General features: G+C 67.3%; 22 protein-coding genes. 15 read left to right on the plus strand and 7 right to left on the minus strand.

The features are described 5' to 3' along the window. Positions 1–17 precede the first annotated feature (17 nt). The 3 genes from ACSQ9I_RS35515 to ACSQ9I_RS35525 are packed head-to-tail and all read left to right on the plus strand — an operon-like array spanning position 18 to position 2,816. Positions 18–998, plus strand: a complete 981-nt coding sequence (locus ACSQ9I_RS35515; RefSeq protein ID WP_436316653.1) for a PQQ-dependent catabolism-associated beta-propeller protein — start codon at positions 18–20, stop codon at positions 996–998. After that, positions 991–1,833 (plus strand): ABC transporter permease, encoded by an 843-nt coding sequence (locus ACSQ9I_RS35520; protein WP_436316654.1) that lies wholly within the window; start codon positions 991–993, stop codon positions 1,831–1,833. Before ACSQ9I_RS35515 ends, ACSQ9I_RS35520 begins: the two co-directional genes overlap by 8 nt. Further along, positions 1,830–2,816 (plus strand): tripartite tricarboxylate transporter substrate binding protein, encoded by a 987-nt coding sequence (locus tag ACSQ9I_RS35525; RefSeq protein WP_436316655.1) that lies wholly within the window; start codon positions 1,830–1,832, stop codon positions 2,814–2,816. The genes ACSQ9I_RS35520 and ACSQ9I_RS35525 overlap by 4 nt, the downstream gene beginning before the upstream one ends. Positions 2,817–3,123: 307 nt before the next feature. Here the strand turns inward: ACSQ9I_RS35525 and ACSQ9I_RS35530 are convergent, their stop codons facing one another. The 3 genes from ACSQ9I_RS35530 to ACSQ9I_RS35540 all read right to left on the minus strand — a co-directional run bounded on the left by ACSQ9I_RS35530 (position 3,124) and on the right by ACSQ9I_RS35540 (position 6,323). After that, entirely contained in the window at positions 3,124–3,444 is a 321-nt protein-coding gene (locus ACSQ9I_RS35530) for a high-potential iron-sulfur protein (RefSeq protein WP_093110193.1), read from the minus strand. Position 3,445: 1 nt separating this feature from the next. After that, positions 3,446–5,230, minus strand: coding sequence for a PQQ-dependent methanol/ethanol family dehydrogenase (locus ACSQ9I_RS35535; RefSeq protein ID WP_436316656.1), 1,785 nt, complete (start codon positions 5,228–5,230; stop codon positions 3,446–3,448). Positions 5,231–5,465: 235 nt separating this feature from the next. Next, positions 5,466–6,323 carry a universal stress protein gene (locus ACSQ9I_RS35540; protein WP_436316657.1) on the minus strand — a complete coding sequence of 286 codons (858 nt, stop codon included), beginning with the start codon at positions 6,321–6,323 and terminating at the stop codon, positions 5,466–5,468. A gap of 136 nt (positions 6,324–6,459) precedes the next feature. Between ACSQ9I_RS35540 and ACSQ9I_RS35545 the strand changes: the two genes are divergently transcribed. The 6 genes from ACSQ9I_RS35545 to ACSQ9I_RS35570 all read left to right on the plus strand — a co-directional run bounded on the left by ACSQ9I_RS35545 (position 6,460) and on the right by ACSQ9I_RS35570 (position 12,314). Next, positions 6,460–8,181 carry a PHA/PHB synthase family protein gene (locus ACSQ9I_RS35545; protein WP_436316658.1) on the plus strand — a complete coding sequence of 574 codons (1,722 nt, stop codon included), beginning with the start codon at positions 6,460–6,462 and terminating at the stop codon, positions 8,179–8,181. A gap of 137 nt (positions 8,182–8,318) precedes the next feature. Continuing rightward, a complete protein-coding gene (locus ACSQ9I_RS35550; protein ID WP_436316659.1) occupies positions 8,319–8,972 on the plus strand; it encodes a BON domain-containing protein in 654 nt (217 codons plus the stop codon). 2 nt (positions 8,973–8,974) lie between these two features. Then, positions 8,975–9,694 (plus strand): acetoacetyl-CoA reductase, encoded by a 720-nt coding sequence (gene phbB / locus ACSQ9I_RS35555; RefSeq protein WP_436307702.1) that lies wholly within the window; start codon positions 8,975–8,977, stop codon positions 9,692–9,694. Positions 9,695–9,749: 55 nt separating this feature from the next. Next, positions 9,750–10,781, plus strand: a complete 1,032-nt coding sequence (gene adhP / locus ACSQ9I_RS35560; RefSeq protein ID WP_093110199.1) for an alcohol dehydrogenase AdhP — start codon at positions 9,750–9,752, stop codon at positions 10,779–10,781. 5 nt (positions 10,782–10,786) lie between these two features. Further along, positions 10,787–11,776 carry a zinc-dependent alcohol dehydrogenase family protein gene (locus ACSQ9I_RS35565; RefSeq protein ID WP_436316660.1) on the plus strand — a complete coding sequence of 330 codons (990 nt, stop codon included), beginning with the start codon at positions 10,787–10,789 and terminating at the stop codon, positions 11,774–11,776. A 163-nt stretch (positions 11,777–11,939) separates the two neighbouring features. Beyond that, positions 11,940–12,314, plus strand: a complete 375-nt coding sequence (locus tag ACSQ9I_RS35570; protein ID WP_436316661.1) for a TraR/DksA family transcriptional regulator — start codon at positions 11,940–11,942, stop codon at positions 12,312–12,314. On the opposite strand, the gene ACSQ9I_RS35575 is transcribed toward ACSQ9I_RS35570, so the two are convergent. Beyond that, positions 12,305–12,625: a hypothetical protein gene (locus ACSQ9I_RS35575; RefSeq protein WP_436316662.1), complete on the minus strand. Its 321-nt coding sequence runs from the start codon at positions 12,623–12,625 to the stop codon at positions 12,305–12,307. The two genes, ACSQ9I_RS35570 and ACSQ9I_RS35575, sit on opposite strands and share 10 nt — an antisense overlap. A gap of 133 nt (positions 12,626–12,758) precedes the next feature. Here ACSQ9I_RS35575 and ACSQ9I_RS35580 point away from each other — a divergent pair, with 133 nt between their 5' ends. The 3 genes from ACSQ9I_RS35580 to ACSQ9I_RS35590 all read left to right on the plus strand — a co-directional run bounded on the left by ACSQ9I_RS35580 (position 12,759) and on the right by ACSQ9I_RS35590 (position 16,453). Continuing rightward, positions 12,759–13,592, plus strand: coding sequence for a universal stress protein (locus tag ACSQ9I_RS35580; RefSeq protein WP_436316663.1), 834 nt, complete (start codon positions 12,759–12,761; stop codon positions 13,590–13,592). A gap of 84 nt (positions 13,593–13,676) precedes the next feature. Next, entirely contained in the window at positions 13,677–14,405 is a 729-nt protein-coding gene (locus ACSQ9I_RS35585; protein WP_436316664.1) for a winged helix-turn-helix domain-containing protein, read from the plus strand. Then, positions 14,405–16,453, plus strand: coding sequence for a PAS domain S-box protein (locus ACSQ9I_RS35590; protein ID WP_436316665.1), 2,049 nt, complete (start codon positions 14,405–14,407; stop codon positions 16,451–16,453). Before ACSQ9I_RS35585 ends, ACSQ9I_RS35590 begins: the two co-directional genes overlap by 1 nt. Here the strand turns inward: ACSQ9I_RS35590 and ACSQ9I_RS35595 are convergent. Next, positions 16,447–17,178, minus strand: coding sequence for a Crp/Fnr family transcriptional regulator (locus ACSQ9I_RS35595; RefSeq protein WP_436316666.1), 732 nt, complete (start codon positions 17,176–17,178; stop codon positions 16,447–16,449). The genes ACSQ9I_RS35590 and ACSQ9I_RS35595 overlap by 7 nt on opposite strands. 237 nt (positions 17,179–17,415) lie before the next feature. Between ACSQ9I_RS35595 and ACSQ9I_RS35600 the strand changes: the two genes are divergently transcribed. The 3 genes from ACSQ9I_RS35600 (at position 17,416) to ACSQ9I_RS35610 (ending at position 21,240) form a co-directional block, all read left to right on the plus strand. Further along, positions 17,416–18,096, plus strand: a complete 681-nt coding sequence (locus tag ACSQ9I_RS35600; RefSeq protein ID WP_436316667.1) for a hypothetical protein — start codon at positions 17,416–17,418, stop codon at positions 18,094–18,096. 180 nt (positions 18,097–18,276) lie between these two features. After that, entirely contained in the window at positions 18,277–20,955 is a 2,679-nt protein-coding gene (locus ACSQ9I_RS35605) for a bifunctional acetate--CoA ligase family protein/GNAT family N-acetyltransferase (protein WP_436316668.1), read from the plus strand. Between the two features lie 69 nt (positions 20,956–21,024). Beyond that, positions 21,025–21,240 carry a YgaP family membrane protein gene (locus ACSQ9I_RS35610; protein WP_436316669.1) on the plus strand — a complete coding sequence of 72 codons (216 nt, stop codon included), beginning with the start codon at positions 21,025–21,027 and terminating at the stop codon, positions 21,238–21,240. A 550-nt stretch (positions 21,241–21,790) separates the two neighbouring features. On the opposite strand, the gene ACSQ9I_RS35615 is transcribed toward ACSQ9I_RS35610, so the two are convergent. Both ACSQ9I_RS35615 and ACSQ9I_RS35620 read right to left on the minus strand, forming a co-directional pair. Continuing rightward, positions 21,791–22,387 (minus strand): hypothetical protein, encoded by a 597-nt coding sequence (locus tag ACSQ9I_RS35615; RefSeq protein ID WP_436294363.1) that lies wholly within the window; start codon positions 22,385–22,387, stop codon positions 21,791–21,793. A 23-nt stretch (positions 22,388–22,410) separates the two neighbouring features. Continuing rightward, on the minus strand, positions 22,411–23,124 hold the full coding sequence (locus ACSQ9I_RS35620; RefSeq protein ID WP_436316671.1) for a sulfite exporter TauE/SafE family protein: 714 nt from the start codon (positions 23,122–23,124) through the stop codon (positions 22,411–22,413). Positions 23,125–23,214 lie beyond the last annotated feature (90 nt).

The following is a 23,214-nucleotide window of genomic DNA, read 5'->3' on the forward strand; positions in this document are numbered from 1 at the left end:
CGCCAGCGCATCAAGCCATGAAACCCCTCTTCCTGTTCCCGATGCTGCTGCTCGCGGCCATGCTGAGCGCCCCCACCGTCCATGCCAAGGACAGCGGGCTTGCCTACATCTCCAGCGAGAAGGACCATGCGATCACGATGGTCGAACTGAAGACGCTCGCCGTGGTGGGCACCATCCCGACCTGCAAGCGCCCACGCCACATGCAGCGGCTTCGCGCCAACACGCAGCTGATGGTCGCGTGCAGCGATTCCGGCCGCGCCGACATCATCGACCTGGCGAGCCGCCGCTCGGTCGGCAGCGTGCCGCTCGGCGACGACCCCGAGGTCTTCGACCTGTCGCCCGATGGCCGCACCGCCTATGTGTCGGCCGAGGAGGACGGCGCGCTCAACGTCTTCGACCTTGTCGCGAAGAAGCAGGTCACGAGCGTGCCGCTCGGCAAGGAGCCCGAGGGCGTCAAGGTCGCCGCCGACGGCAAGCGCGTCTACGTGAGCTCGGAAGTCGCGAACCTGGTGCACGTGGTCGACACCGCCACGCTGAAGATCGTCAAGAATATCGCGGTGGGCAAGCGCCCGCGGCGCTTCGCGTTTTCGGCCGACGGCAGCGAGCTGTGGGTCAGCAACGAGCTCGGCAGCAGTGTCAGCGTCATCTCGGTCCGCGACCTGGCGGTGGTGGCCACCATCTCCTTCGAAGTGAAAGGCATGCGCGCCGACGACATCACACCGGTCGGGCTCACGCTGTCGCGCGACGGCAAGACGATGTACGTGGGCCTCGGCCGCGCCAACCACGTGGCCTTCGTCGACGCGGCCACGCGCAAGACGAACCAGCTGGTGCTCGTCGGCAAGCGTGCCTGGGGTCTCGGACTGAACCGCGACGGCTCGCGCCTGTTCGTGGTCAATGGCCTGTCGGACGACATGACGGTGGTCGACACCACCAGCGCCAAGGCGCTGAAGACGCTGCCCGTCGGCCGCGTGCCGCACACGGTGGTCGTCGATGACTGAGTCGCGCGCGGCACGCGCTTGCGCCGCGCATGCGCTGCAAGCCATGCGCGCCATCGTGCTGCGCGAGCTGATCAGGTTCGCGCGGCAGAGGGCGCGGCTGGTCTCGGCGCTGGTGCGCCCGGTGCTGTGGCTGGCGGTGTTTGCAGCTGGCTTTCGCAACGTGTTCGGAGTCGCCATCGTCGAGCCGTACGACACTTACATTCCCTACGACCTGTATATCGCTCCCGGGCTTGTCGGCATGGTGCTGCTGTTCAATGGCATGCAGTCGTCGCTGGCGATGGTCTACGACCGCGAGATGGGTCTGATGCGACTGTTGCTCACGGCGCCCCTGCCCCGCTGGTGGCTGCTGCTGTGCAAGCTGGTCGCGGCCGCGCTGCTGAGCCTGGTGCAGGTGCTGGCCTTCGTGGCTGTGGCCGCCTTGCTGGGCACGACGCTGCCGATGGAGGCGCGGTCGCTGCTGCACGCGCTCGGTGCCACGCTCGCCGCCGCACTGATGCTTGCGTCGCTGGGGTTGCTGCTGTCGGTGCACGTGCAACAGCTCGAGAACTTCGCCGGCGCGATGAACTTCGTCATCTTCCCGATGTACTTCCTGTCGACTGCGCTGTACCCGCTGTGGAAGCTGGAAGAGTCGGGCGCGACGTGGGTGTGGCGCGCAGCGCAGCTCAACCCGTTCACGCACGCCGTCGAGTGGATCCGCTTCGCGCTCTATGGCAAGGATCCCGGGATCGCGCCGCTGATCGTCCTGGCCACGTTGCTGCTGTGCTTCACGCTGGCGTGCCGGGGCTACGAGCCGCAGCGCGGCTTCGGCACCCTGGCGCAGCGGGGGGCGGCATGATCTCGCGACGTCGCGTCCTGTTCTCCGCAGCGGCCACAGCGGCAGCGAGCGCCGCGCCCTGGGTTCATGCCCAGCCCGGCAGCGATACCTCGTTTCCGCAGCGCCCCATCTCGCTGTGGGTGCCATGGCCGGCGGGCGGTGCCACTGACGTCACGCTGCGCCTGCTGGCCGACCTTGCCGGCCGACAGCTGGGTCAGAGGATCCTGATCGAAAACCGCGGCGGCGCCGGCGGCACGCTGGCGATGCCGGTGCTGCAGCAGGCGCCGCCCGATGGCTACACCCTGGCGCAGATGCCGCAGCCGGTGTTCCGCGCGCCGCACACGCAGAAGGTCGCCTGGGATCCTATCCGCGACACCACGCCCATCCTGCAGATCAGCGGCGTGACCTTCGGACTGGTCGTGCCTGCGGCGAGCGCCTTGCGCAGCGTCGACGACCTGCTGGGCCATGCCGCCGCGCACCCCGGCGAACTGAGCATCGCCACCAACGGCATCGGCACGACACCGCATGTCGTGCTGGACGGCTTGTTCGCGCGACACGGTCTGAGCTACATCCATGTTCCCTACAAGGGAACCGCCGAGCAGATGGTGGCGGTGGCCTCGGACCAGGTGATGGCGGGCGTCAACTCCAACGGTTTCGCTCCCTATGTCGACTCGGGCCGCCTGCGTTTGCTGGCGACCTTCGGCGCGGCGCGCACCCGGCGCTGGCCGAACGTGCCGACCCTGGACGAGCTGGGCCACGGCATCGTCGCGATGTCGCCTTACGGCCTGGCCGGTCCGCGCGGCCTGCCGGCCTCCGTGCTGCGCACGCTGCACGATGCGTTCAAGACGGCGTTGTTCGACCCTCGGCACATTGCGGAGCTGGCCAGGTACGACCAGGAGATCGCCTACCTGGGCAGCGCGGACTATGGCCGCAGCATGCGCGAATCCTTCGCGGCGCAGCAGCGCATCGTCGAACGGCTGGGGCTGAGGCCCGGCCAGGAGTGATGTGCGGCGAGGCCCGGGTGATGGCGACCGTCGCGAGCCGCTGCGCTTTCCGCCGCCGGTGATCGTCGGCGAACGGGATGCGCAGCTTCCCGGGGCGGCCGATCCTCCAGCAGGACGCCACCGCGAAGGCGCTGGTCGCCTGCGTCTTCGCGCCGATCGACCTCGCCCCGATCGACCTCGCCCCCATCCCCCCTTGGCGGGCGCGCCACCGAACCATGGGGTGGCCGCCGATGCCAACGGCGTGTCTCATGACATGCAGGCGTGTTCCCGTAACATGGACGAAAAACAGGAACGCGCGACAAGTTTTTCAGCCGGGCTTGGGCGCCCACGCGCTGCACCAGCCGGGACCTGCGATCTGCTTGCGCCCGAACATCGCGCAGCCGCCCCATTCGTCGGAGGCACCGCCCTGGAAGAAGGAGCAGTTCGTGCAACGCTGCGTGGCGCTGTGCTTGGGAAAGCGCTTCTTGTCCACCTTGGCGGTGTCGTGCTTGTAGCCGAGGGCCTGGGCCGTCTCGTCGGCCTCGTCGACGCGCGCCGGTGCGGCTTGCGTGACGGCGGAGGATGCAAGCATGGCACAGCCGCTTGCAAGGGTTCGAGTGATGAAGATGCGCCGCGTCGTGTCTTTCATCTCAGTCTCCGACAACGTTGGTCTTCGCCGCGCTCGCAGCACTGGTGGTCTTGGGAATCTTGAACACCCATACCATCCCGCCCTGTTCGAGCAGGTTCACCTTCTTGGCCACCTCACCGCCCCACAGGGGCACGGCGCCGCCCCAGCCGGAGACCACGCTCACGTACTGCTCGCCGCCCTGCTGCCAGGTGACCGGCGGCGCTACCACGCCGGAGCCGGTCTGGAACTGCCACACCACCTTGCCGGTCTTGGCATCGGCCGCCTTCAGATAGCCTTCGGGCGTGCCCCAGAACACGAGGTTGCCGCCGGTGGTCAGCACACCGCCCCACAGCGGCGCGCCGTTCTTCACCTCCCAGACGATCCTGCCGGTCTTCGGGTCGACCGCGCGCAGCGCGCCGATGTAGTCGTCGTTGAGCGGCTTGATCGTGAAGCCGGCGCCAAGGTAGGCCGCGCCCTTCTTGTAGGCAACGGGTTCGTTCCAGATGTCCATGCCCCATTCGTTGGCGGGCACGTAGAACATCTTCGTGTCGGGGCTGTAAGCCATCGGCATCTGGTTCTTGCCGCCGAGGAAGCCCGGCGCAGCGAACACCGGGCTGCCCTTCTTGCCTTCCGCGCTCGCGGTCGGATCACCAGGCCGGTTGTCGGCGATGAAGTTGGGACGGCCGGTCTTCAAGTCGATGCTGCTCGCCCAGGTGATCTTCCTGACGAACGGAAATGCGTTGATCAGCTTGCCGGTGGTCGCGTCGTTCACGTAGAAGAAGCCGTTGCGATCCGCCTTGCCGCCCACGCGTTTGCCGTCCAGGTCGAAGGTCACGAACTCGTTCACGCCGTCGAAGTCCCAGCTGTCGTTGGGCGTGGCCTGGTAGTGCCACTTGATCTGGCCGGTCTTCACGTCGATGGCCACGGTGGCGCAGGAGAACAGGTTGTCGCCCTGGCGCAGGTGGCTGTTCCACGGCGCGGGGTTGCCGGTGCCGAAATAGGCGAGGCCGGTCTTGCTGTCGTAGGTGCCGCCAAGCCAGGTGGCTGCGCCGCCGGTCTTCCACAGGTCGCCCGGCCAGCTCTGGTTGGTGGTGCCGGAGATGCCGTTTTCCTTGGCGTTGCCATCGGAGTCGTAGACGTAGCCCATGTGACCCTCGACGGTGGGGCGCGTCCAGACCAGCTGTCCGGTCTTGGCGTTGCGGGCCTCGACGCGGCCGACCACGCCGAACTCGCCGCCGGACACACCGGTGAGGATCAAGCCGTTGGCGATGATCGGTGCGGCGGTGGCCGAATAGCCGGCCTTGTAGTCGTCGATCTTTTCCTTCCAGACCACGTTGCCCGTGTCCTGGTCGAGCGCCACGAGTTGCGCATCGAGCGTGGCGAAGATCACCAGGTTGCCGTACAGCGCGGCACCGCGGTTGACGACATCGCAGCAGGGCATGATGCCTTCGGGCAACCGGTGCTCGTACTTCCACAGCTTCTGGCCGGTGGTTGCATCGAGCGCGAAAAGGCGAGAGTACGACGCGGTGACGAACATCTTGCCGTTGTGCAGGACCGGCTGGGACTCCTGCCCGCGCTGCTTCTCGCCGCCGAAGGAGAACGCCCACACCGGCGCGAGCTTGCCGACGGTGGTGACATTCACCTGCTTGAGCGGCGAATAGCGCTGGCCCTGGGTGTTCAGGCCCCAGGTCAAGACATCGCCGGTGGCGGTGGCTTCGTTATCGATCATCTTGTCTGTCACGACGGCGTGGGACGCCGTGGCAGCCAGAGCGGCGGACACGAGAACGGTCAAGAGTTTCAGTTGCATGGGGTGGTCTCCTCAAGGGTTGATCGCGGGTCGAACACGGCCTGTTGGCCGCGTCCTCCACGTTGATCGAGGGCAATGTCCATGCCATGTCGCAAACCGCTCGATGAGCCTGCCGATGTGCCGGATGGGGTCGGCGAGCTGCGGGTTTTCCCGCTGCATTGCTACATGCTTGAGCAGTCGGGGCGCCAGTGACCGTGACATCACGGCACACCAGCGACTCCAGCCCCCGCGGGCTTCAATGCGCCATCAGGACCGGCACGTTCATGCGTGCAAGGATCTCGCGGGTGACACCACCGAGCACGAGTTCCCGCAGGCGGGTGTGCCCATAGGCGCCCATCACCATCAGATCAATGTTCATGCTTGATGCGCACGACAGAAGGGTATCGGCGAAGCCGATGGTGGTCATGTACTGCTCGGCCTTCGCCTCAACGCCGTGCCGCCGAAGCCAGGCGATGGTCTCTGGAATGCAGCGCTTGGCGGCCACTTCCGCATCACCTTCCTTGCGCAACGACACCAGCGTGACCTGCGCCGATTCGGCAAACAGCGGTAGCGCGTCGCGCAATGCCATGGCCGCCTCCCGCGTGCCGTCCCAGGCGACGAGAACGTTCTTGCCCACCTCCTGAAAATGACCGGCGCAAGGAACGATGAGCACGGGCCGCCCTGAGTGCAAGACGACCTGCTCGGGCAGATCACGCGCCACCATGTCTGCGGTCTTGTTGTGGTCTACCTTGGCGTGGTCGACCTGCCCCACGATGAGCAGATCGCTGGCGTGGCCATGACGAACAGTCGCATCCACGGGCTCGCCGTCGACCAGCCGCACGTCGTACGGCAACGACCCTGGCCCGCGCACCAGATCCCTGAAGACATGGGCCGTCGCTTCCGCACGCAGGCGCAGGCCGTCAGCGACAGCCGCAATGAATTCGGTGCCGCGCATCAGATCCGCATCCATCGGCGCAGTGCCATCGCGAAGGCCCGTCGGCACGAGCCCGACCAGATGGCTGCCGTGCGCGCGGGCCAGGCGCGCGGCGAGCTCGACGCGCGCGGCACACCGCTCCGTGTGGTCCAGGTGGACGAGGATGGTTCCGATATTCATGGATCTTCCATTCCAACGCAACGCAACACAACCATCTTCGAACGTCCGATGTTGCGGTACCTTGACATCGATCAAACGCGGCGCACGTTCGCGCACTCAGACTCCGACGCCATCGGCAATCACTTCGAGGATGGAGATGGACGACAGAGTCGACGCGCTGGATCGGACGCTGCACGCCGGACTGGCCCAGCTCACAAGGGGACTCTCGCCCGCAGCGCTGATGCTGGCCTGGTCGGACTGGGCCATCCACCTCGCGGCGCAGCCGGCGCGCAGCGCGCAAGTGCTCATGATCCGCCCGCTGACGCAGGCGATGGCGGCTGCGACCCAGGCCTTCCAACCATTGTCTGCCCATGGACCACCGACGCCGGATTCGCACGAAGACGACCGCCGCCTCGCAGACCCTTCATGGGATGCGTGGCCTTTCAACCTGTACCGGCAGGCGTTCCGCGCAGGCGCGCAGTGGCTGCGGGAGCTGACCGAAGGGGTGCCCGGCGTCGAACGTCATCACGAACAGGTCGTTTCTTTCGCGGCGCGGCAATTGCACAACATGTGCTCGCCGGCGAATTCGCCTGCCATCCACCCGCTGGTGCTGCAAAGAACCGCTGCGACCGGCGGACTGAATTTGATGCAAGGCGCCCGCAACTGGGCAGAAGACCTGCAGCGAAGTCTCCAGCACCTGCCGCCAAAGGGTGCCGAGCGCTTCGTACCGGGGCACGACGTCGCGACCACGCCCGGCAAGGTTGTCTCGCGCAACCACCTGATGGAACTGATCCAGTACGCACCCACGACGGCCACTGTCCATGCCGAGCCGGTGCTGGTCATGAGCGCGTGGATCATGAAGTACTACATCCTCGACCTGTCGCCGCACAACTCGCTGATCCGCTACCTGGTCGACCAGGGCCACACCGTGTTCGCGATCTCGTGGAAGAACCCGGATGCGAAAGATCGGGACCTCGGCATCAATGACTACCTGGCGCAGGGCCTGATGGCGGGCCTCGATGCCATCAACGCCATCGTGCCCCGCCAGCGCGTGCATGCGGTGGGCTACTGCCTGGGCGGCACGCTGCTGGCCATCGGCGCGGCGGCCATGGCGCGCGACCAAGACGATCGCTTGGCCACCGTGACGTTGCTGGCGGCGCAGACTGACTTCACCGAGCCGGGAGAACTCAGCCTTTTCATCGACGAGAGCCAGCTCAGCTTCATGGAAGACCTGATGGCGCGCCAGGGCTATCTGGATTCGAGACAGATGGCCGGCGCCCTCCACTTGCTGCGCGCCGTCGACCTCATCTGGTCGCCCATGGTGCAGAACTACCTCCTCGGCGAGCGAGCGCCGATGACCGATCTCATGGCCTGGAACGCCGACGGCACGCGCATGCCCTACCGGATGCACGCCGACTACCTGCGCAGCCTGTTCCTCGAGAACGCGCTTGCGCGTGGCCAGTATCTGGTGAACGGACACCCGGTCTCGCTGGGCGACATCGAGGTGCCGGTCTTCGCCGTCGGCACACGAACCGACCATGTCGCGCCATGGCGCTCCGTCTACAAGCTGAACCTGCTGTGCGATACCGAGATCAGCTTCGTCCTCACGGACGGCGGCCACAACGCCGGCATCCTGAGCGAGCCCGGGCACGCGCACCGCCACTATCGGATTCTCCACCGCGCCAGGAATGCACCCTACGTGCCGCCGGATGGGTACACGGCGCGCGCCGAGCAGGTCGAAGGCTCCTGGTGGCCGGCGTTGCGAGCATGGCTGGCGGATCGCTCCGGACCGCGGCGCAAGCCGCCGCGCATGGGGCATGCGCAGCTCGGCTACGCCCCCATCTGCAACGCACCGGGCAGCTATGTCATGGCGCGTTGAGTCCCGCGCCGTGCGAATCCCTTGATCCAGCGCAACGCTCGACCCCCAGGCGCTTCCTAAAGTGATGTCACAGGCATTGCGAGCCTGAATCCAGGGCGCCACACGGCTGCCCTCCATCCACGAACGAAAGAAGGCTCATGAAATCCGATGCTCAACTCAGAAGCGATATCGTCGCCGAGCTGACCTGGGATCCGGCGATCACCGCCACCAACGTCGGCGTGATCGTCAAGGACGGCGTGGTCACATTGTCAGGCCATCCCTCGAGCCACGCCGAGAAGTACGCCATCGAGCGCGCTGCGCAGCGCGTCAAGGGCGTGAAGGCGCTGGCGATCGAAATGCCGGTCAAGCTCGACACCGACTACGAGCGCACCGACGCCGACATCGCCATGGCGGTGGAGCGCGCCATCGAGTGGAACGTGCTCGTGCCCGACGACAAGATTCATCCGATGGTGGAAAAGGGCTGGGTCACGCTGGACGGCGAGGTCGAGTGGGAGTACCAGCGCAGGGCCGCGGAAGGTGCCGTACGCAGCTTGCTGGGCGTCACCGGCGTCAGCAACCGGGTCGTCGTGAAGCCGAAGTTCACGCCGGCCGACGTCGAAAAGAAGATCCGCGAAGCTTTGGAGCGCCAGGCCGATCACGAGGCCGAGCAGATCAAGATCGAGGTCAACGGTGCCCACGTCACGCTCAGCGGCAAGGTCCACTCCTGGGCCGAACGCAAGGCCGCCCAGGGAGCCGCATGGTCGGCGCCGGGCGTCGCCAACGTGATCAACAACCTGCTCGTTGAAGCCTGAGGATGCGCGTCGCACTGGTCACCGGCGGCACCGCTGGCATCGGAGCCGCCGTGGCCGAAGCCCTTTTGGCCGCAGGCTACCGCGTCGCCTCCAACTACGGCACCAACACGCAGGCGGCGGAGGCGTTCACCGCACGAACCGGCATTCCCGCATTCGCGTGGAATGTGGCCGACCCGGCGGCTTGCAAGGCGGGCGTGGCCCGCGTGGAGGCCGCCCTGGGACCGATCGAGGTGCTGATCAACAATGCCGGCATCACGCGCGACGCGATGCTGCACAAGATGGCGTTCGAGCAGTGGCGCGAGGTGCTCGACGTCAATCTTGGCGGTTGCTTCAACATGTGCCGGGCGGTGATCGAGGGCATGCGGGAACGCCGCTTCGGCCGCATCGTCAACATGAGCTCGGTCAACGGGCTGTCGGGCCAGGCGGGGCAGACCAACTATGCCGCGACCAAGGCGGGCCTTGTCGGCTTCACGAAGTCGCTCGCGCTCGAGGGCGCGTCCCGCAACATCACGGCCAATGTCGTCGCGCCGGGCTACACCGACACCGCCATGGTCGGTGCCGTGCCGCCCGACGCGCTGGCGCAGATCCTGAAGGCCGTCCCAATGGGGCGGCTGGCGACACCGGCGGAGATCGCGCGCGGCGTCGTCTTTCTCGCCGCCGACGAGGCCGGCTTCATCAGTGGCATCACGCTGTCGATCAACGGCGGCAAGTACATGCCCTGAGTGGCCGCATAGCGACCAAACATACATCCCCCTTTTTCTGCTCCTGGAGCTTGCCATGCGAACGATGAAAGCCGCGGTTGTCCACGCGTTCGGACAACCCCTGAAGATCGAAGAAGTGCCTGTGCCCGAGGTGCCCCCGGGGCAGGTGCTGGTCAAGGTGGCCGCCTCCGGCGTCTGCCATACCGACCTGCATGCAGCCGAAGGCGACTGGCCAGTCAAGCCCGCCCTGCCCTTCATCCCCGGCCACGAGGGCGTGGGCCACGTCGCGGCCGTCGGCGCGGGCGTGAAGCACGTCAAGGAAGGCGACCGCGTGGGCGTGCCGTGGCTGCATACCGCCTGCGGCCATTGCGAACACTGCATCACCGGCTGGGAGACGCTGTGCGACCACCAGCAGATGACCGGCTACACCGTCAACGGCGGCTACGCGGAATACGTGCTCGCCGACCCGGGCTACGTGGGCCACCTGCCGGCGAATGTCGGCTTCACCGAGATCGCGCCCGTGCTCTGCGCGGGCGTCACGGTCTACAAGGGACTCAAGGTCCTGGATTGCAAACCGGGCGACTGGGTGGCAATCTCCGGTGTCGGCGGCCTGGGTCACCTGGCGGTGCAGTACGCCAAGGCGATGGGCTTCCACGTCGCCGCCGTCGACATCGACGACGAGAAGCTGCAACTGGCCAAGGAGGTCGGGGCCGACATGCTGATCAATGCTGCGAAACAGGATCCCGCGCAGGAGATGCAGAAAGCCCTGCGCGGCGCGCACGGCGTGCTGGTGACCGCCGTCTCGCGCAGCGCCTTCGCGCAGGCGCTGGGCATGCTGCACAAGCGCGGCACCATGTCGATGGTGGGGCTGCCGCCGGGCGATTTCGCGCTGCCGATCTTCGACATGGTGCTCAATGCCAAGACCGTGCGCGGCTCGATCGTCGGCACCCGCAAGGACCTGCAGGAGGCGCTGGAATTCGCCGGCGAAGGCAAGGTGCGCACGGTGTGCAGCGAAGACCGGCTCGACAACATCAACTCCGTCTTCGATCGCATGCGCCAAGGCCGGATCGAGGGCCGAGTCGTCATGCGCTTGACGGACGAGGTCTAGCTTCGATGCAGGCGATGGTGCTCTGCGCTGCGGGCCAGGCGCTGCGGATGGAACAGCGCCCACTGCCGGAGCCGGCCGCCGGCGAGCTGCGCCTGCGCGTGCTGGCCTGCGCGGTCTGCCGCACCGACCTGCACGTGGTCGACGGCGACCTGCCACTGCCCGTGATGCCGATCGTGCCAGGACATGAGATCGTCGGCGAGGTGGAAGCGCTCGGTGCCGGCGTCCTCGCGCACCGCATCGGCGACCGCGTCGGCGTGCCCTGGCTCGGCCACAGCTGCGGCCACTGCGCCTTCTGCGCCAGTGGCAGTGAAAACCTGTGCGATGCGCCGCGCTTCACCGGCTACCACCGCGACGGCGGCTTTGCGAGCCACGTCATCGCCGAGGCCGATTTCTGCCTGCCGCTCGGCATGTTGACGCAGGAGCCGGCCCGCATCGCGCCCCTGATGTGCGCCGGCCTGATCGGCTGGCGCAGCCTGAAAGCGGCCGGTGAAGGCGCACGGCGCCTGGGCCTCTACGGGTTTGGCGCGGCTGCGCACCTGATCGCGCAGGTCGCCGCTGGCCAGGGCCGGCAGGTCCATGCCTTCACACGGCCTGGCGACGCCGCAGGCCAGGCCTTCGCGCGCTCGCTGGGCGCCGCATGGGCCGGGGGGTTGGACGAAATGCCCACCGTCCCGCTGGACGCCGCGATCATCTTTGCGCCGGCGGGCGAACTCGTGCCGATCGCGCTGAGCGCGGTGCGCAAAGGCGGCCGCGTCGTCTGCGCTGGCATCTACATGAGCGACATTCCCGCCTTTGCCTACCGATTGCTCTGGGAAGAACGGCAGCTCGTCTCCGTGGCCAATCTCACGCGCCTCGACGCCCGCGAATTCCTGGACCAGGTGCAAGCGCACCCGCCGCAGATCCACATCACGACCTATGGCCTGGCCCAGGCCAACGAAGCGCTCGACGACCTGCGCAGAGGCCGGCTCCAGGGCGCTGCGGTACTGTTGCCCTGAGCGTCGCGACATCGGCCCGCCGCACCGCCATGCAGTACCTGCCCGGCGCCGATCCACAGCCATCAGCTGGAACACATGTCGCCCACAGTTTGACGGAGGTCAAGGTGATCGAGACCGACGGCAGCGACGATCAATGCACTCCCCGATCTTCTTGTAGATTCCCATGAAACATCTGACTTCAGCCGACCTCAATGCACTGGCCGCTCAACTCCAGGCCATGAAACACAGCGTCCTCGATGAAATCCGCGATACCGCGGCCGATGTCGAAATCGATCTGCAGCCTCAGGACCATGAAGTTCAGAGCCACGCGGACGAAGCCGAAGCCGAACGTCTCGGCGACGTGCGCTTCGCCGAGATCGAGATCGACCGCGCCAGGCTGCGCGACATCGAGCAGGCCGAGCAACGCATGTCAGATGGGCGCTACGGCATCTGCGCGGACTGCGGCGAGGCCATTGCGCGCGAGCGCCTGCTGGCGCAACCCATCGCCATTCGCTGTGCCGCGTGCCAAGCCACGGCCGAGCTCCGGCTTCATCGCTGACCCCCGTCGAGCGGCACGCCGCCGTCGAAGCGGCATACCCATCGGTCCCACAAGTCCTGGTTGAATGCGCCCAGTGACGTCAGCCAGGCGGACACCATCTGCAACTGGCTGCGCTGAGCCTGCATCAAGGCCTCGGTCAATGCGCCCTGCCATTCGAGGGCCGACCGCACGTAACCGTCGCGAAGCGAGGAGACGGTGGAAGTTTCATTGGGCATACGGTTCTCCAGGACAGGGGTTGCGCCAATCCGTTGCAGCACGGGTACCAGCTCAGGATCGCGCAGCGGTGTTTCGGGCGTTTTGATGCAGGTCAACAGTGCCGAACATCGCACGAATGCAGCGAGGACCACTGCATCCGAGCGGCTGCAACCCACCGATTACTTGCGCTGACGCAAGCCTTGCAGCCGTGCTACCGCGCAAGATGGATGAACATGCAGGAGCACCGTCATGCACCCCGTCAAATCCCTTCTTGTCCACCTTGACGGAACGGCGCGAGCCGAGGCACGGCTGCGCCTTGCGCACCAACTGGCAAGTGCCTATCGGGCCAGGTTGACCGCGCTGTTCGCAGTAGCCCCACGCTACCCGCCCCTGTTGCCCCTCGCGGGAGGCGTTCCGTTGGTGCCACCGGCCGCCGCCATCGATGCGGATCACCGTGCCCATGCCATGGCCACGTTCGAGCGAACGCGGGATGCCGGAGCGCCCGAGTGCGAGTGGCTGGAGTTGAACGGCGATCCGGTGATCTGCAGTTTCGCGCGGCGCGCCCTGGCGTCGGACCTTCTGGTACTTGGGCAGCGCGATCCGGGCGATGCCACGGGCCTCGATGTGCCGGGCGACTTCGTTGAGTGCGCGATCATCGACAGCGGGCGGCCCGCGCTCGTCATTCCATACGCCGGCGAGGCAACCGCCGCACCGCAGACCGTGCTGGTGGCCTGGAAGCCGACGCGCGAATCCGCCCGCGCGCTCACTGCCGCCCTGCCGTTCCTGCGAGGCGCCCGGCAGGTCCACCTGGTGTGCGCCGACCAAAACGCCGACTACACGCAGTCGGCGCCATTGGAGGTCCCGAACTACCTTCGCCTGCACGGCGTCGAGCACGTGCGCGAGCATCGTTGGCTCACGGAACGCGATGCCGGCAACGAGCTGCTGACCCTGGCGGCGGACACCGGCGCCGAAATGATCGTGATGGGCTGCTACGGCCACAGCCGCGCACGCGAGTTGGTGCTGGGCGGGGCGACCCGCACAGTGCTGGAGTCGATGACGGTGCCAGCCTTGATGGCTCACTAGTCGCAGCCGCCGGGCCATTTCCCGCCCTCGGCGTGTCCAGGCGTGGCGTTGCGATGCCGCCGCCACAAGGGATAACATCCCTGGGTGACTGCTCCCACCCACCTCGCCGTCCTCGACGATGAAGTCGAAATCACAACGCTTCTTGCAACCTATCTGCAAGGGCATGGGTTTCGCGTCAGCCAGCTGCATTCCGGTGCGGCGCTCATGGAGTTGATGCAACGCGATGCGCCCATGCTCGTGCTGCTCGACCTGGGTCTGCCCGGCGAGGACGGTTTCGCCATCGCGCGCCAGTTGCGAGAGCACTGGCGCTGCGGGCTGGTGATCGTCACCGGCCGCGGCGACGCGGTCGACAAGGTGGTTGGCCTGGAGGTCGGCGCCGACGATTACGTGACCAAGCCATTCGATCTGCGCGAACTGCTCGCGCGCATCAAGGCCGTGCTGCGTCGGCTTGCGCCTGCCGAAGCCGGGCCGGGCAAAACAAACAACGACGCCGCGACACTGCTGCGCTTTGCGCAGTGGGAGCTCGACACCGCGGCACGGCGGCTGCTGGATCCGGGTCGAAACGAGGTGTCGCTGACTACGGGCGAATTCGACCTGCTGCACACGCTCGCGACGCACCCGGGCCGCGTACTGTCGCGGGACTTCCTCCTCGAACAAACCCGTGGCCGCGACGGCGGTCCCTTCGACCGCACCATCGATGTCCAGATCGGGCGGCTGCGCAAAAAGCTGGAAGCCGACCCGAACAATCCACAGATCATCAAATCGGTTCGCGGCGCCGGCTACATTCTGGTTCCCAAGGTCGAGGCGGGTTGATGAAGCAGACATCCCTCGTTCCCGGATTCGACGATGGGGCGGTATTCCGTTCGCTCTTTGCTGCCTATCCCGATGCGCTTCTGCTGGTCGATCTTCAGGGCGTGATCGGACTGGCCAATCCGGCGGCGCTCGATTTGCTGGGTTATTCGGCAGATGAACTCGTTGGACTTTCGGTCGACGAACTGGTGCCCGACGCGATCCGGCCACGCCATGCGGCCTATCGCAGCGCCTATGCAGCCCACCCGCGCACGCGCCCGATGGGGATGCAGATGGACCTGGTCGCCAAGCGGCGCGACGGCAGCGAGGTGATGGTCGAGATCGCGCTGAGCCCATTGCAGGACCACGGCCTGCCGTATGTCGTGGCCGCGATTCGCAGCGTGGGCACTTATCCGCGCGTCAAGCAGGCCTTGCAGAGAGCCCGTTATGCCGAGCATCTCGCCCAGTTCGGCCGCTTCGCAGTCGATGCGCGCGACCCGCAAGAACTTCTGGAACTCGTGCCGGCGATCGCGGCCGAAGCGCTCCAGGTCGAAACGGCCGAGATTCTCCTGCTGGAGCCGAACGGCCTCGAGTTTCGGGTCGCGGCCATCACCGGCGCCTTGCAGGAACTCGCCGTCGGCGATCGGATTCCCAGTTCGCCCACCTCGCTTGCCGGCAGCGTTGTTGCCGACGGCAAAGCGGTTCTGGTGGATGACCACGCCCGGGAGCAGCGGTTCCAGTCTGCGGCGCGCGCGATGGAAAGCGGCCTGCCAAGCGAGCTCGCCGTGCCGCTGTCGGATCGTGGCCGAACCATCGGTGTGCTGGCCGTACGTTCGAGCACGCCAAGACGCTTCGGCGACGACGAACTTCGATTCCTCGATTCGCTGTCGAGCCTGCTCGCGACCGTCCTGCAGCGCGCGCAGAGCGAAGAGGCGCTCAACCATGCACAGCGGCTGGAGACCGTCGGCCAGCTCACCGGCGGCGTCGCGCACGACTTCAACAACCTGCTGACCGTCATCTCCGGCAATCTGCAGGTGCTGGAGGACGCTCCTGCGTGCGCCGACGATCCCTTCGTCCAGCAACTCGTCGGCGCCGCCGCCCGCGCCACACGCCGTGGTGCCGAATTGACGAGCAAGCTGCTCGCGTTCTCGCGGCGCCAGGTGCTTCAGCCCACGATCGTCGACACCTCCGCGTTGCTGCATTCCCTGACCGACATGCTGCGCCGCACGCTGGACCAGCGCATCGTCATCACGCTCGATGCCAAGGAGGTACTGTGTCTGGCGGATCCGGTGCAGCTCGAATCCGCGCTGTTGAACATCGCCATCAATGCACGCGATGCGATGCCTCAAGGCGGCACGCTGGCCTTTGCCTGCCGCGCCGTTGCGTCGCTACCGGCCAGTCTCGATGCCGAGCGAGAGCAGACCGAGGAGGACGGCTATGTGGCAATCTCGATCTCGGACACCGGCGAGGGAATGCCCGAGGCCGTGAAGGAGCGCGCCTTCGAGCCCTTCTTCACGACCAAGGAAGCCGGCCGCGGCACCGGCCTGGGTCTCTCGACCGTCTACGGCTTCGCCAAGCAGTCGCGCGGCGCCGTCGGTCTCAGCAGCGCGCCCGGCGCGGGCACGACGGTAACGCTCTATCTTCCCCAAGTCGAAGTGGACGGTGCTGCCGACGACGAGTTCGACGCCACGACTCTGGACAGCGTACCGCCCGGACTGCGTGTCCTGCTGGTCGAGGACGACGCCGAGGTCCGCAGCGTGGTGCAGAAGTTTCTCACTTCGATGGCCTGCGAGGTCGTCGCCTGCGCGAACGCCGAAGACGCGTTGCGCTTGCTCGCATCAGACTCGGACATCGGGCTGCTGCTCACCGACATCCTGCTCGGCGCCGGCATGCGCGGCACCGAACTGGCGGAGGCGGCACGCACGCGGCGGCCAGGCCTGCCGGTGCTGCTGATGTCGGGTTATTCCAGCAAAGTGTTCCACGAGCCGCAGGACTGGGAGCTGCTGCGCAAGCCCTACACGCGGGTCGAACTCGAACGCGCGATGGTGAAGGTCCTGGGCGCCGCTCAATGAAGGGCCGCCGCCGTCATCGGCACGGCGATGCGCTGGATGAAGCTCGTCAGCGCCTCGACCTGCGGGATGTGGATGTCGCGCCGGCCCTTCTCGATGAAGCGGATCACGTCCCCCCGCGCCAGCCGCGACAGGGCCCGGCTCACCGACTCCAGCGTCATGCCCAGGTAGTTGCCGATCTCGGCGCGGGTCATGTGAAGGGTGATCTGGTCGGTGCGCAGCCCGCGCTGCGCGAGCGCGTCAGCCCAGAAGCGCAGGAAACCGGCCACGCGGGCGTCGGCCGGCAAGGTGCACAGCGAGAGCAGCGAATCGTGGTCGCGCACGAGCTCGCGGCTCATGGCCTCGTGCAGCGCGGTCAGCAAGGCTGGCGTGCGAACCGCCGCCTGCAGCAGCGCGTCATAGCGAACCGCCCAGACCTCGCCGGTGTCCATCGCGACCGCGTCGCAGCCGTACCGGCCCGCCGCGATGCCGTCGAGGCCCAGCCAGTCGCCCTTGAAGTGCAGACCGACCACCTGCTCGCGCCCCTCGCCGGAGAGGTTGACCATCTTGAAGAAGCCCGAGTTCACGATGTAGAGGCAGCCGAACTGCTGCCCCACCTGGTAGACCGAGTCGCCTGCGCGCACGATGCGCCGCTGGATCGCCACGCTGTCCTGCAGCAGTTGCAGCATGTCGGCAATGCGCCGCGCGGCAGTCCGGTGGCCCTGGGTCACGCTTGTCGCTTCAGTCATCGCTTGGTCCTCGCAGTTCGATAGCTGGAAGCTTAGAAGGGCACTGCAACAGGAGCGCCAATGCGGCGGCCCCCTCGGTAACAGTGGGTGAATGCTCTGTGTCAGACCGGTATCGGTGGCTGCTGGACGCCAGAATGTTGATGGTGATCAAAGGTCGTGACCGCAGCGCGCCCTACCCTCGCTCCTGTGGAATCCGCTCTCTCCCTTCCTTCTCACCGCCTGTCGCAGAACAGGCCGATGGCCGCGGGAGACATCCTGGCGATCTTCGCGGCCGCCCGGCGCCTGCAGGCGCACGCGGGCACGCTCGGCAAGCCGTTGCACGGCAAGAACATCGCCCTGCTGCTGGGCCGATCGCCCACCGGGGAAACGCCCGCCCTCCATCGCGCCGCGCTGGAGCTCGGCGCCCGGGTCGCCGAGGTGCCATTCGCCGAACCGGCCGGCGCGTCGGGACGCGACGATCTCCGCGGCCTGGCGCGGATGCTGGGACGCATGTACGACGCCATCGACTGCGGAACGCTGGCTCCGGCCACCGTGCGCCAGATCGAGCAGGAGGCGGGCGTGCCGGTCTACGCAGGATTGGCCCTGCAAGATCATCCGGTGCAGGTGCTGGCGGATCTCATGACGCTCAGCGACCAACGCCTGCCATCAGCAAAGGCTTCGCTCCTCTATCTCGGCGACCCGCGAACGAAGCGCGGGCACGCGTTTCTCGCGGCCGCCCGGCAGATCGGCTTCGAGGTGCGCCTGGGCCAGCACCTGCAGGCGGCATCGAACGACGCGACGATTTTCGTGGTCGATGCCACGCACCATCCTCGCTGGGCGCTGCATTCGCCATCGAACCTGCTCGACGAGGCTCGACGCTCGGAGACGCACCGACGCGTGATGCAGACGGTGTTGCTGGACACGATGGAGAGGGTCTGACGCGAAAGTCTCAGGCTGAGCGGCATCCCTTCGGTCTTCGCGCGACCGGCAGCAGACGGTCAGGCGGCATGGGATGACGGCTGGCCGATACGTGGCAGCCGCCGCACGCTTCGGCTTGATGTTCGTCAAGGCAGAGGCGTGCTCCGCTGCGCATGATCGGCTTTTCGCCGGAGGCCCCCCTTGACCATTCGCCATCTCGACCGCCTGCTGTCTCCGAACTCGGTCGCCGTGTTCGGCGCTTCGAACCGCCAAGGCAGTGTCGGCGCCACCGTCTGGCGCAATCTGCGCGCCGGCCATTTCGCGGGTCCGATCTACGCCGTCAATCCCAAGCACGCTGTGCTGGATGGCGCGCCGGTGTTCGCGCAGGCTGCCCATCTGCCCGGCGCACCGGATCTCGCCCTCCTGTGTACGCCGGCGCACACGGTGGCCCAATTGGTCGCCGAACTCGGCGCAATGGGTACCCGCGCCGTCATCATCGTGACCGCCGGTCTGAGTCCAGCGCAGAAGCAGGCAGCGCTCGATGCGGCAAAGCCCTACCTGATGCGCCTGCTGGGGCCCAACTGCATCGGGTTGCTGAGCCCGCACATCGGGCTGAATGCCAGCTTCGCTCATACCGACGCGCTGCCGGGGGAGCTGGCCTTCGTGTCGCAGTCCGGCGCGCTGGTCACCGCGGTACTTGACTGGGCCAGGAGCCGCGGCATCGGCCTGTCGCACCTCGTGTCCCTCGGCGACCACTGCGACGTTGATTTCGGCGATCTGCTCGACCATCTGGCGAGCGACGCGCGCACGCGATCCATCCTGCTCTACGTCGAATCGGTGGAGTCGCCGCGCAAGTTCATGTCCGCCGCGCGGGCGGCGGCGCGCAACAAGCCGGTGATCGTCGTGAAGGCCGGGCGCGCCGGCAACGGCGTGCGCGCCGCCGCCTCGCACACCGGTGCGCTGGCGGGTTCGGACGCCGTCTACGACGCCGCCATCCGCCGCGCCGGCATGCTGCGTGTCGACACGCTGCAGGACCTGTTCATCGCGGCCGAGACCCTGGCGCGTTTTCGCGGCAACCGCAGTGAATCGCTGACCATCATGACCAACGGCGGCGGCGCCGGCGTGATGGCAGCCGACGCGGCCGCGCGGTCCGGCATCACGCTCGCCGAGCCGAACGAGGCGCTGCTGGAACGCTTGAATGCGGTGCTGCCGGCCAACTGGTCGCACGCCAACCCGATCGACATCATCGGCGATGCGCCGATCGAGCGCTACACCGACACGCTGTCGGCCCTGCTGGCCGACGAGTCGGCCGGCGCGGTGCTGTTCGTCCACGCGCCGACCGCGATCGTTCGCAGCGACGACATCGCGCGCGCCTGCCTGCCCTTGCTGCGCACAACCGGGCCGCGCGTCATGAGCGCCTGGCTCGGCGACGCCGCCGTCGCCCAGGCGCGCCAGCTGTTCGAACAGGCCGGCATACCCGACTACCCGACGCCGGAGGAAGCCGTTCGCGCCTTCGCGATGCTGCAAACCTACAGACGCAACCAGGACACCCTGATCGAGGCACCGAGCGCCAGCGAAAACCCGGTGCCCGATGTCGCCTCGGCATACCGCCGGCTGGACGCCGTGCTCGCCGAAGGTCGCGAATGGCTTGGCGAGCAGGAGGCCAAGGCCGTGCTCAAGGCCTATGGCGTGCCGGTGGTGCCCACGCTCGCGGTTCCCGCCTCGGCCGAGGCCATTTTTTCAGCGGCGCGAGAAGTCGGCTACCCGGTGGCGCTCAAGATCGTCTCGCGCGACATCTCGCACAAATCCGACGTCGGTGGCGTCCGGCTCGACCTGCGCGACCAGGCATCGCTGGACCATGCGGTCAGCGAGATGCTGCAGGCCGTGCGGACCGCCCGGCCCGATGCGCGCATCGACGGGTTCACTGTGCAGCCGATGGTGCGTCGGCCTCATGCCCAGGAAGTCATTGTCGGGGCCAGCATCGACAGCGTGTTCGGCCCTGTGATCCTCTGTGGCCAGGGCGGCACCGCGGTGGAGGTCACCGCCGACAGCGCCGTCGCCCTGCCCCCTCTCAACCGCAGCCTGGCGCGCGAGCTGGTCTCGCGCACGCGCGTGTCGCGCCTGCTGGCCGGCTACCGCGACCATCCGCCGGCCCGGATGGACGCGCTCTACGACGTGCTGATCGCCGTGTCGCAGATGCTCGCCGATCTGCCGCAGCTGGCGGAACTCGACATCAATCCGCTGTATGTCGACGAATCGGGCGCTGTCGCTCTCGATGCCCGCATTCGCGTCGCCGCGCGGCCGGTCGCCGGGGCGGAGCGCTTTGCGATCCTTCCGTATCCTTCGCAATGGGTCCGCACCCTGACCTGGAACGGCCGCGAGATCACGCTGCGGCCGATCCGCCCCGAGGACGAGGCGCAGCACCGGCGCTTTCTGGAGCAACTCGACCCGGAAGACATTCGCATGCGGATCTTCCAGACAAGGCGTGAGCTGCCGCGCAGCGAGCTCGCCCGCCTCACCCAGATCGACTACGACCGTGAGATGGCCTTCATTGCCGAAGGCTCCGACGCGCAGGGCGCACCCGAGACGCTGGGCGTGGCCCGTACCGTGAGCGATCCCGACCGGGTGGAGGCCGAGTTCGCCATCATCGTGCGCTCCGATCTCAAGGGCGCCGGGCTCGGCAAGCTGCTGTTCGCGCAAATGATCGAGCACGCCAGGAGCCGCGAAATCGGCCGTCTCGTGGGCATCATCCTGCGCGAGAACACGCGGATGCTGAACCTGGCGCGCGCCATGGGCTTCGAGGCCGATCCGGCGGAACCGCCCGATTCGGGCGTGCGGCGCGTGGTCAAGGCATTGAACAGTCCGATCATCACCCCTTGATCCATCGCAAGGACGCCCGCCCATGTCTGGCGCACGATGGATGCATTGAAGCCACAAGGAGCGTGCGCAATGAAGCGGAATGTTGGAGCTGCCGATCGCCTGCTGCGCATCACGGCGGGTGCCGCGCTCATCGGCCTGTCGGCTGCCGGGACGATCGGGCCATGGGGATATCTGGGCATCGTGCCCCTGCTGACAGGCCTCTCCGGCGCCTGCCCCGCCTACGCGCTGCTCGGCGTCAGCACCTGTGCCAGCGACAGCCCTCGAGGCCGGCCAGGACGACCGTGAATGTCGGCCCATCGAGGCGCCTTTGGAGATCTGCCATGTGGATGATCGTCGCGGTCTTGGTGCTGCTCGGCGCGGCGCTGCTGTGGCTCGCCCTCCAGGCGCTGATTGCCTGGATCACCCTGGATTGATGCTTCGCGATATCCCTGGCGCGCCGGCGGCTCGGCGAACGCGCAGCTTCAAGCGACACTGAAGGTATGAGCAACTCGCCCGGTCAGGCGCGGTCGTCGGCCTGGCCGTGGCGTTGGGCATCGGGCTCCTGCTCGGCTTCGAGCGCGAACGTCGCAAGGGGTCGCAAGGGCGACGGTGATCGTCGCGCCGCCGCAGACCTGCGCACCTTCGCCGTCGCAGCATAGGCGGGCGCTTGCCGACCATCACTTCGTGCGCGGCGCCTTGGTCGCGGTCAGCGCCAACACGGTGACCCGATGTACCCTGGCCGCCATCGCGGGGGGTTCAGCTTCGCGCTGCGTATCGCCGCCGGCCTGTTTGCCAACCTCGCATGCGCATGGGCCGCTGCCGTCTGGTTTGTGCTCCATTGAAGGCTAACCCGGCGCTAAGGCGCGGCCGAAGCTGTCTCTCCGCTCAGCGCCCGCCTTTTCGCCCGCCATGATTCCTCAGCGGCCTCGTGGCTCGCCTTTGCTGCCATGCGCAAGGCATCGCGCGCTGTCCGGAGATCTTCGTAGACAGCGCTCGCGGCGCTCTTGGCTTGCGCCGTGCTCGCCCCAGCGAACTGGTCGGACGCCGCCTCGATCTGCTCGAGCGCCCGATTCCAGGCGACAGAGGCTTGCTCGCTCGCCTGCGCCGCATGCTCGGCCGCTGTCTTGCTTTGGCTCGTCGCGCGATCGGCTGCAACAAGCGCCCTTTGCCAAGCGCGATGGGCGGACAGCCCGGTCTTTCGTGCCGCTTCGCCGGCCGCCTTCACGCGGCGATCAGAGGGCCGAGCTGCATACCTTCTTGCCTTGAGCAACGCCGCAGCGGCGTCCTTGGACGCGTTTCGCGTGGCCGAGGCTGCATCGAGAGCCGCCTGATATGCAACGTCATGGGCGGCCATGCCCTGCATCTGAAGGTCTGGCTGCGCGGGGCGCTGCTGGGCAGCGCAAGGGCTCATGAGCGCGGCGCAGACGGCCGAAAGTCCGATCAGCGCGATCATGGTGCGTCTCATGGTGTCTCCCTTCAGCGGCACCATATGTCGATCTGATGACTCAGGTCGATCCACAGTGCCGGAATTGCCACTGCCGCAAGCAGGCCGCCGGCAAGCCGGGTTCCCCATTCCTTGCGCGCAATGCTGGCGCCTGAACGCAAGCGCTGCCACAGCCAAGGGGCCAGAACCAGCGACACGCCACTGCCCACGGCAAAGAGGGCCATCGTCAGTGCGCCTTGCGCCGGTCCGTTGGCCAGCCCGGCAAGCATCAGCGCGGAATACAACAGACCGCAAGGCATGGAGACCCAGAGCGCACCCGTCGCGAGCACGCCGGCCATCGAACCGGTGAGCGGCCGCAGGCGCGTAGCGAGCGCGCGCCCGATACGGTGCGCCCAGAGTGGCTGTCGCCCGAGTGCGGCGAGCACCAGGCCCCAGGCGAGCACGAACACATGAAGCAGCACCCACAGAGGGCGCAACGCCGCGACCTGTTCGCTTGCGAACCCGAGGCTCTGCATCGCCGCTGCGGCGGCCGCCCCGGCAGCCGTATAGCCTGCGATACGGGCCGCATGGAAGGCGACGGATGCGGAAACAGCCGGAGGGCTCGCCGAAAGCGGCGCCACACCACCATCCACCGGCACGCGCACGATACGGATCACGCCGGCACAGGCAGCACCGCACATCGCGACGCAATGGGGCCCGCCGACCAATCCCATCAGGAGCGCAGTGCTGGCGAGCGCAGTCTGCATGATCAGACGATGCGCGAGAAGCGCGTGCGGTTGTGCTCGGCCGGGACGCGAGATGAATCGGCAGGGGCGAGGGCGAGAGATGTGTTCATT

It is taken from the genome of Variovorax sp. LjRoot84, assembly GCF_964254305.1.
In the GTDB taxonomy this organism is placed as follows: domain Bacteria; phylum Pseudomonadota; class Gammaproteobacteria; order Burkholderiales; family Burkholderiaceae_C; genus Variovorax.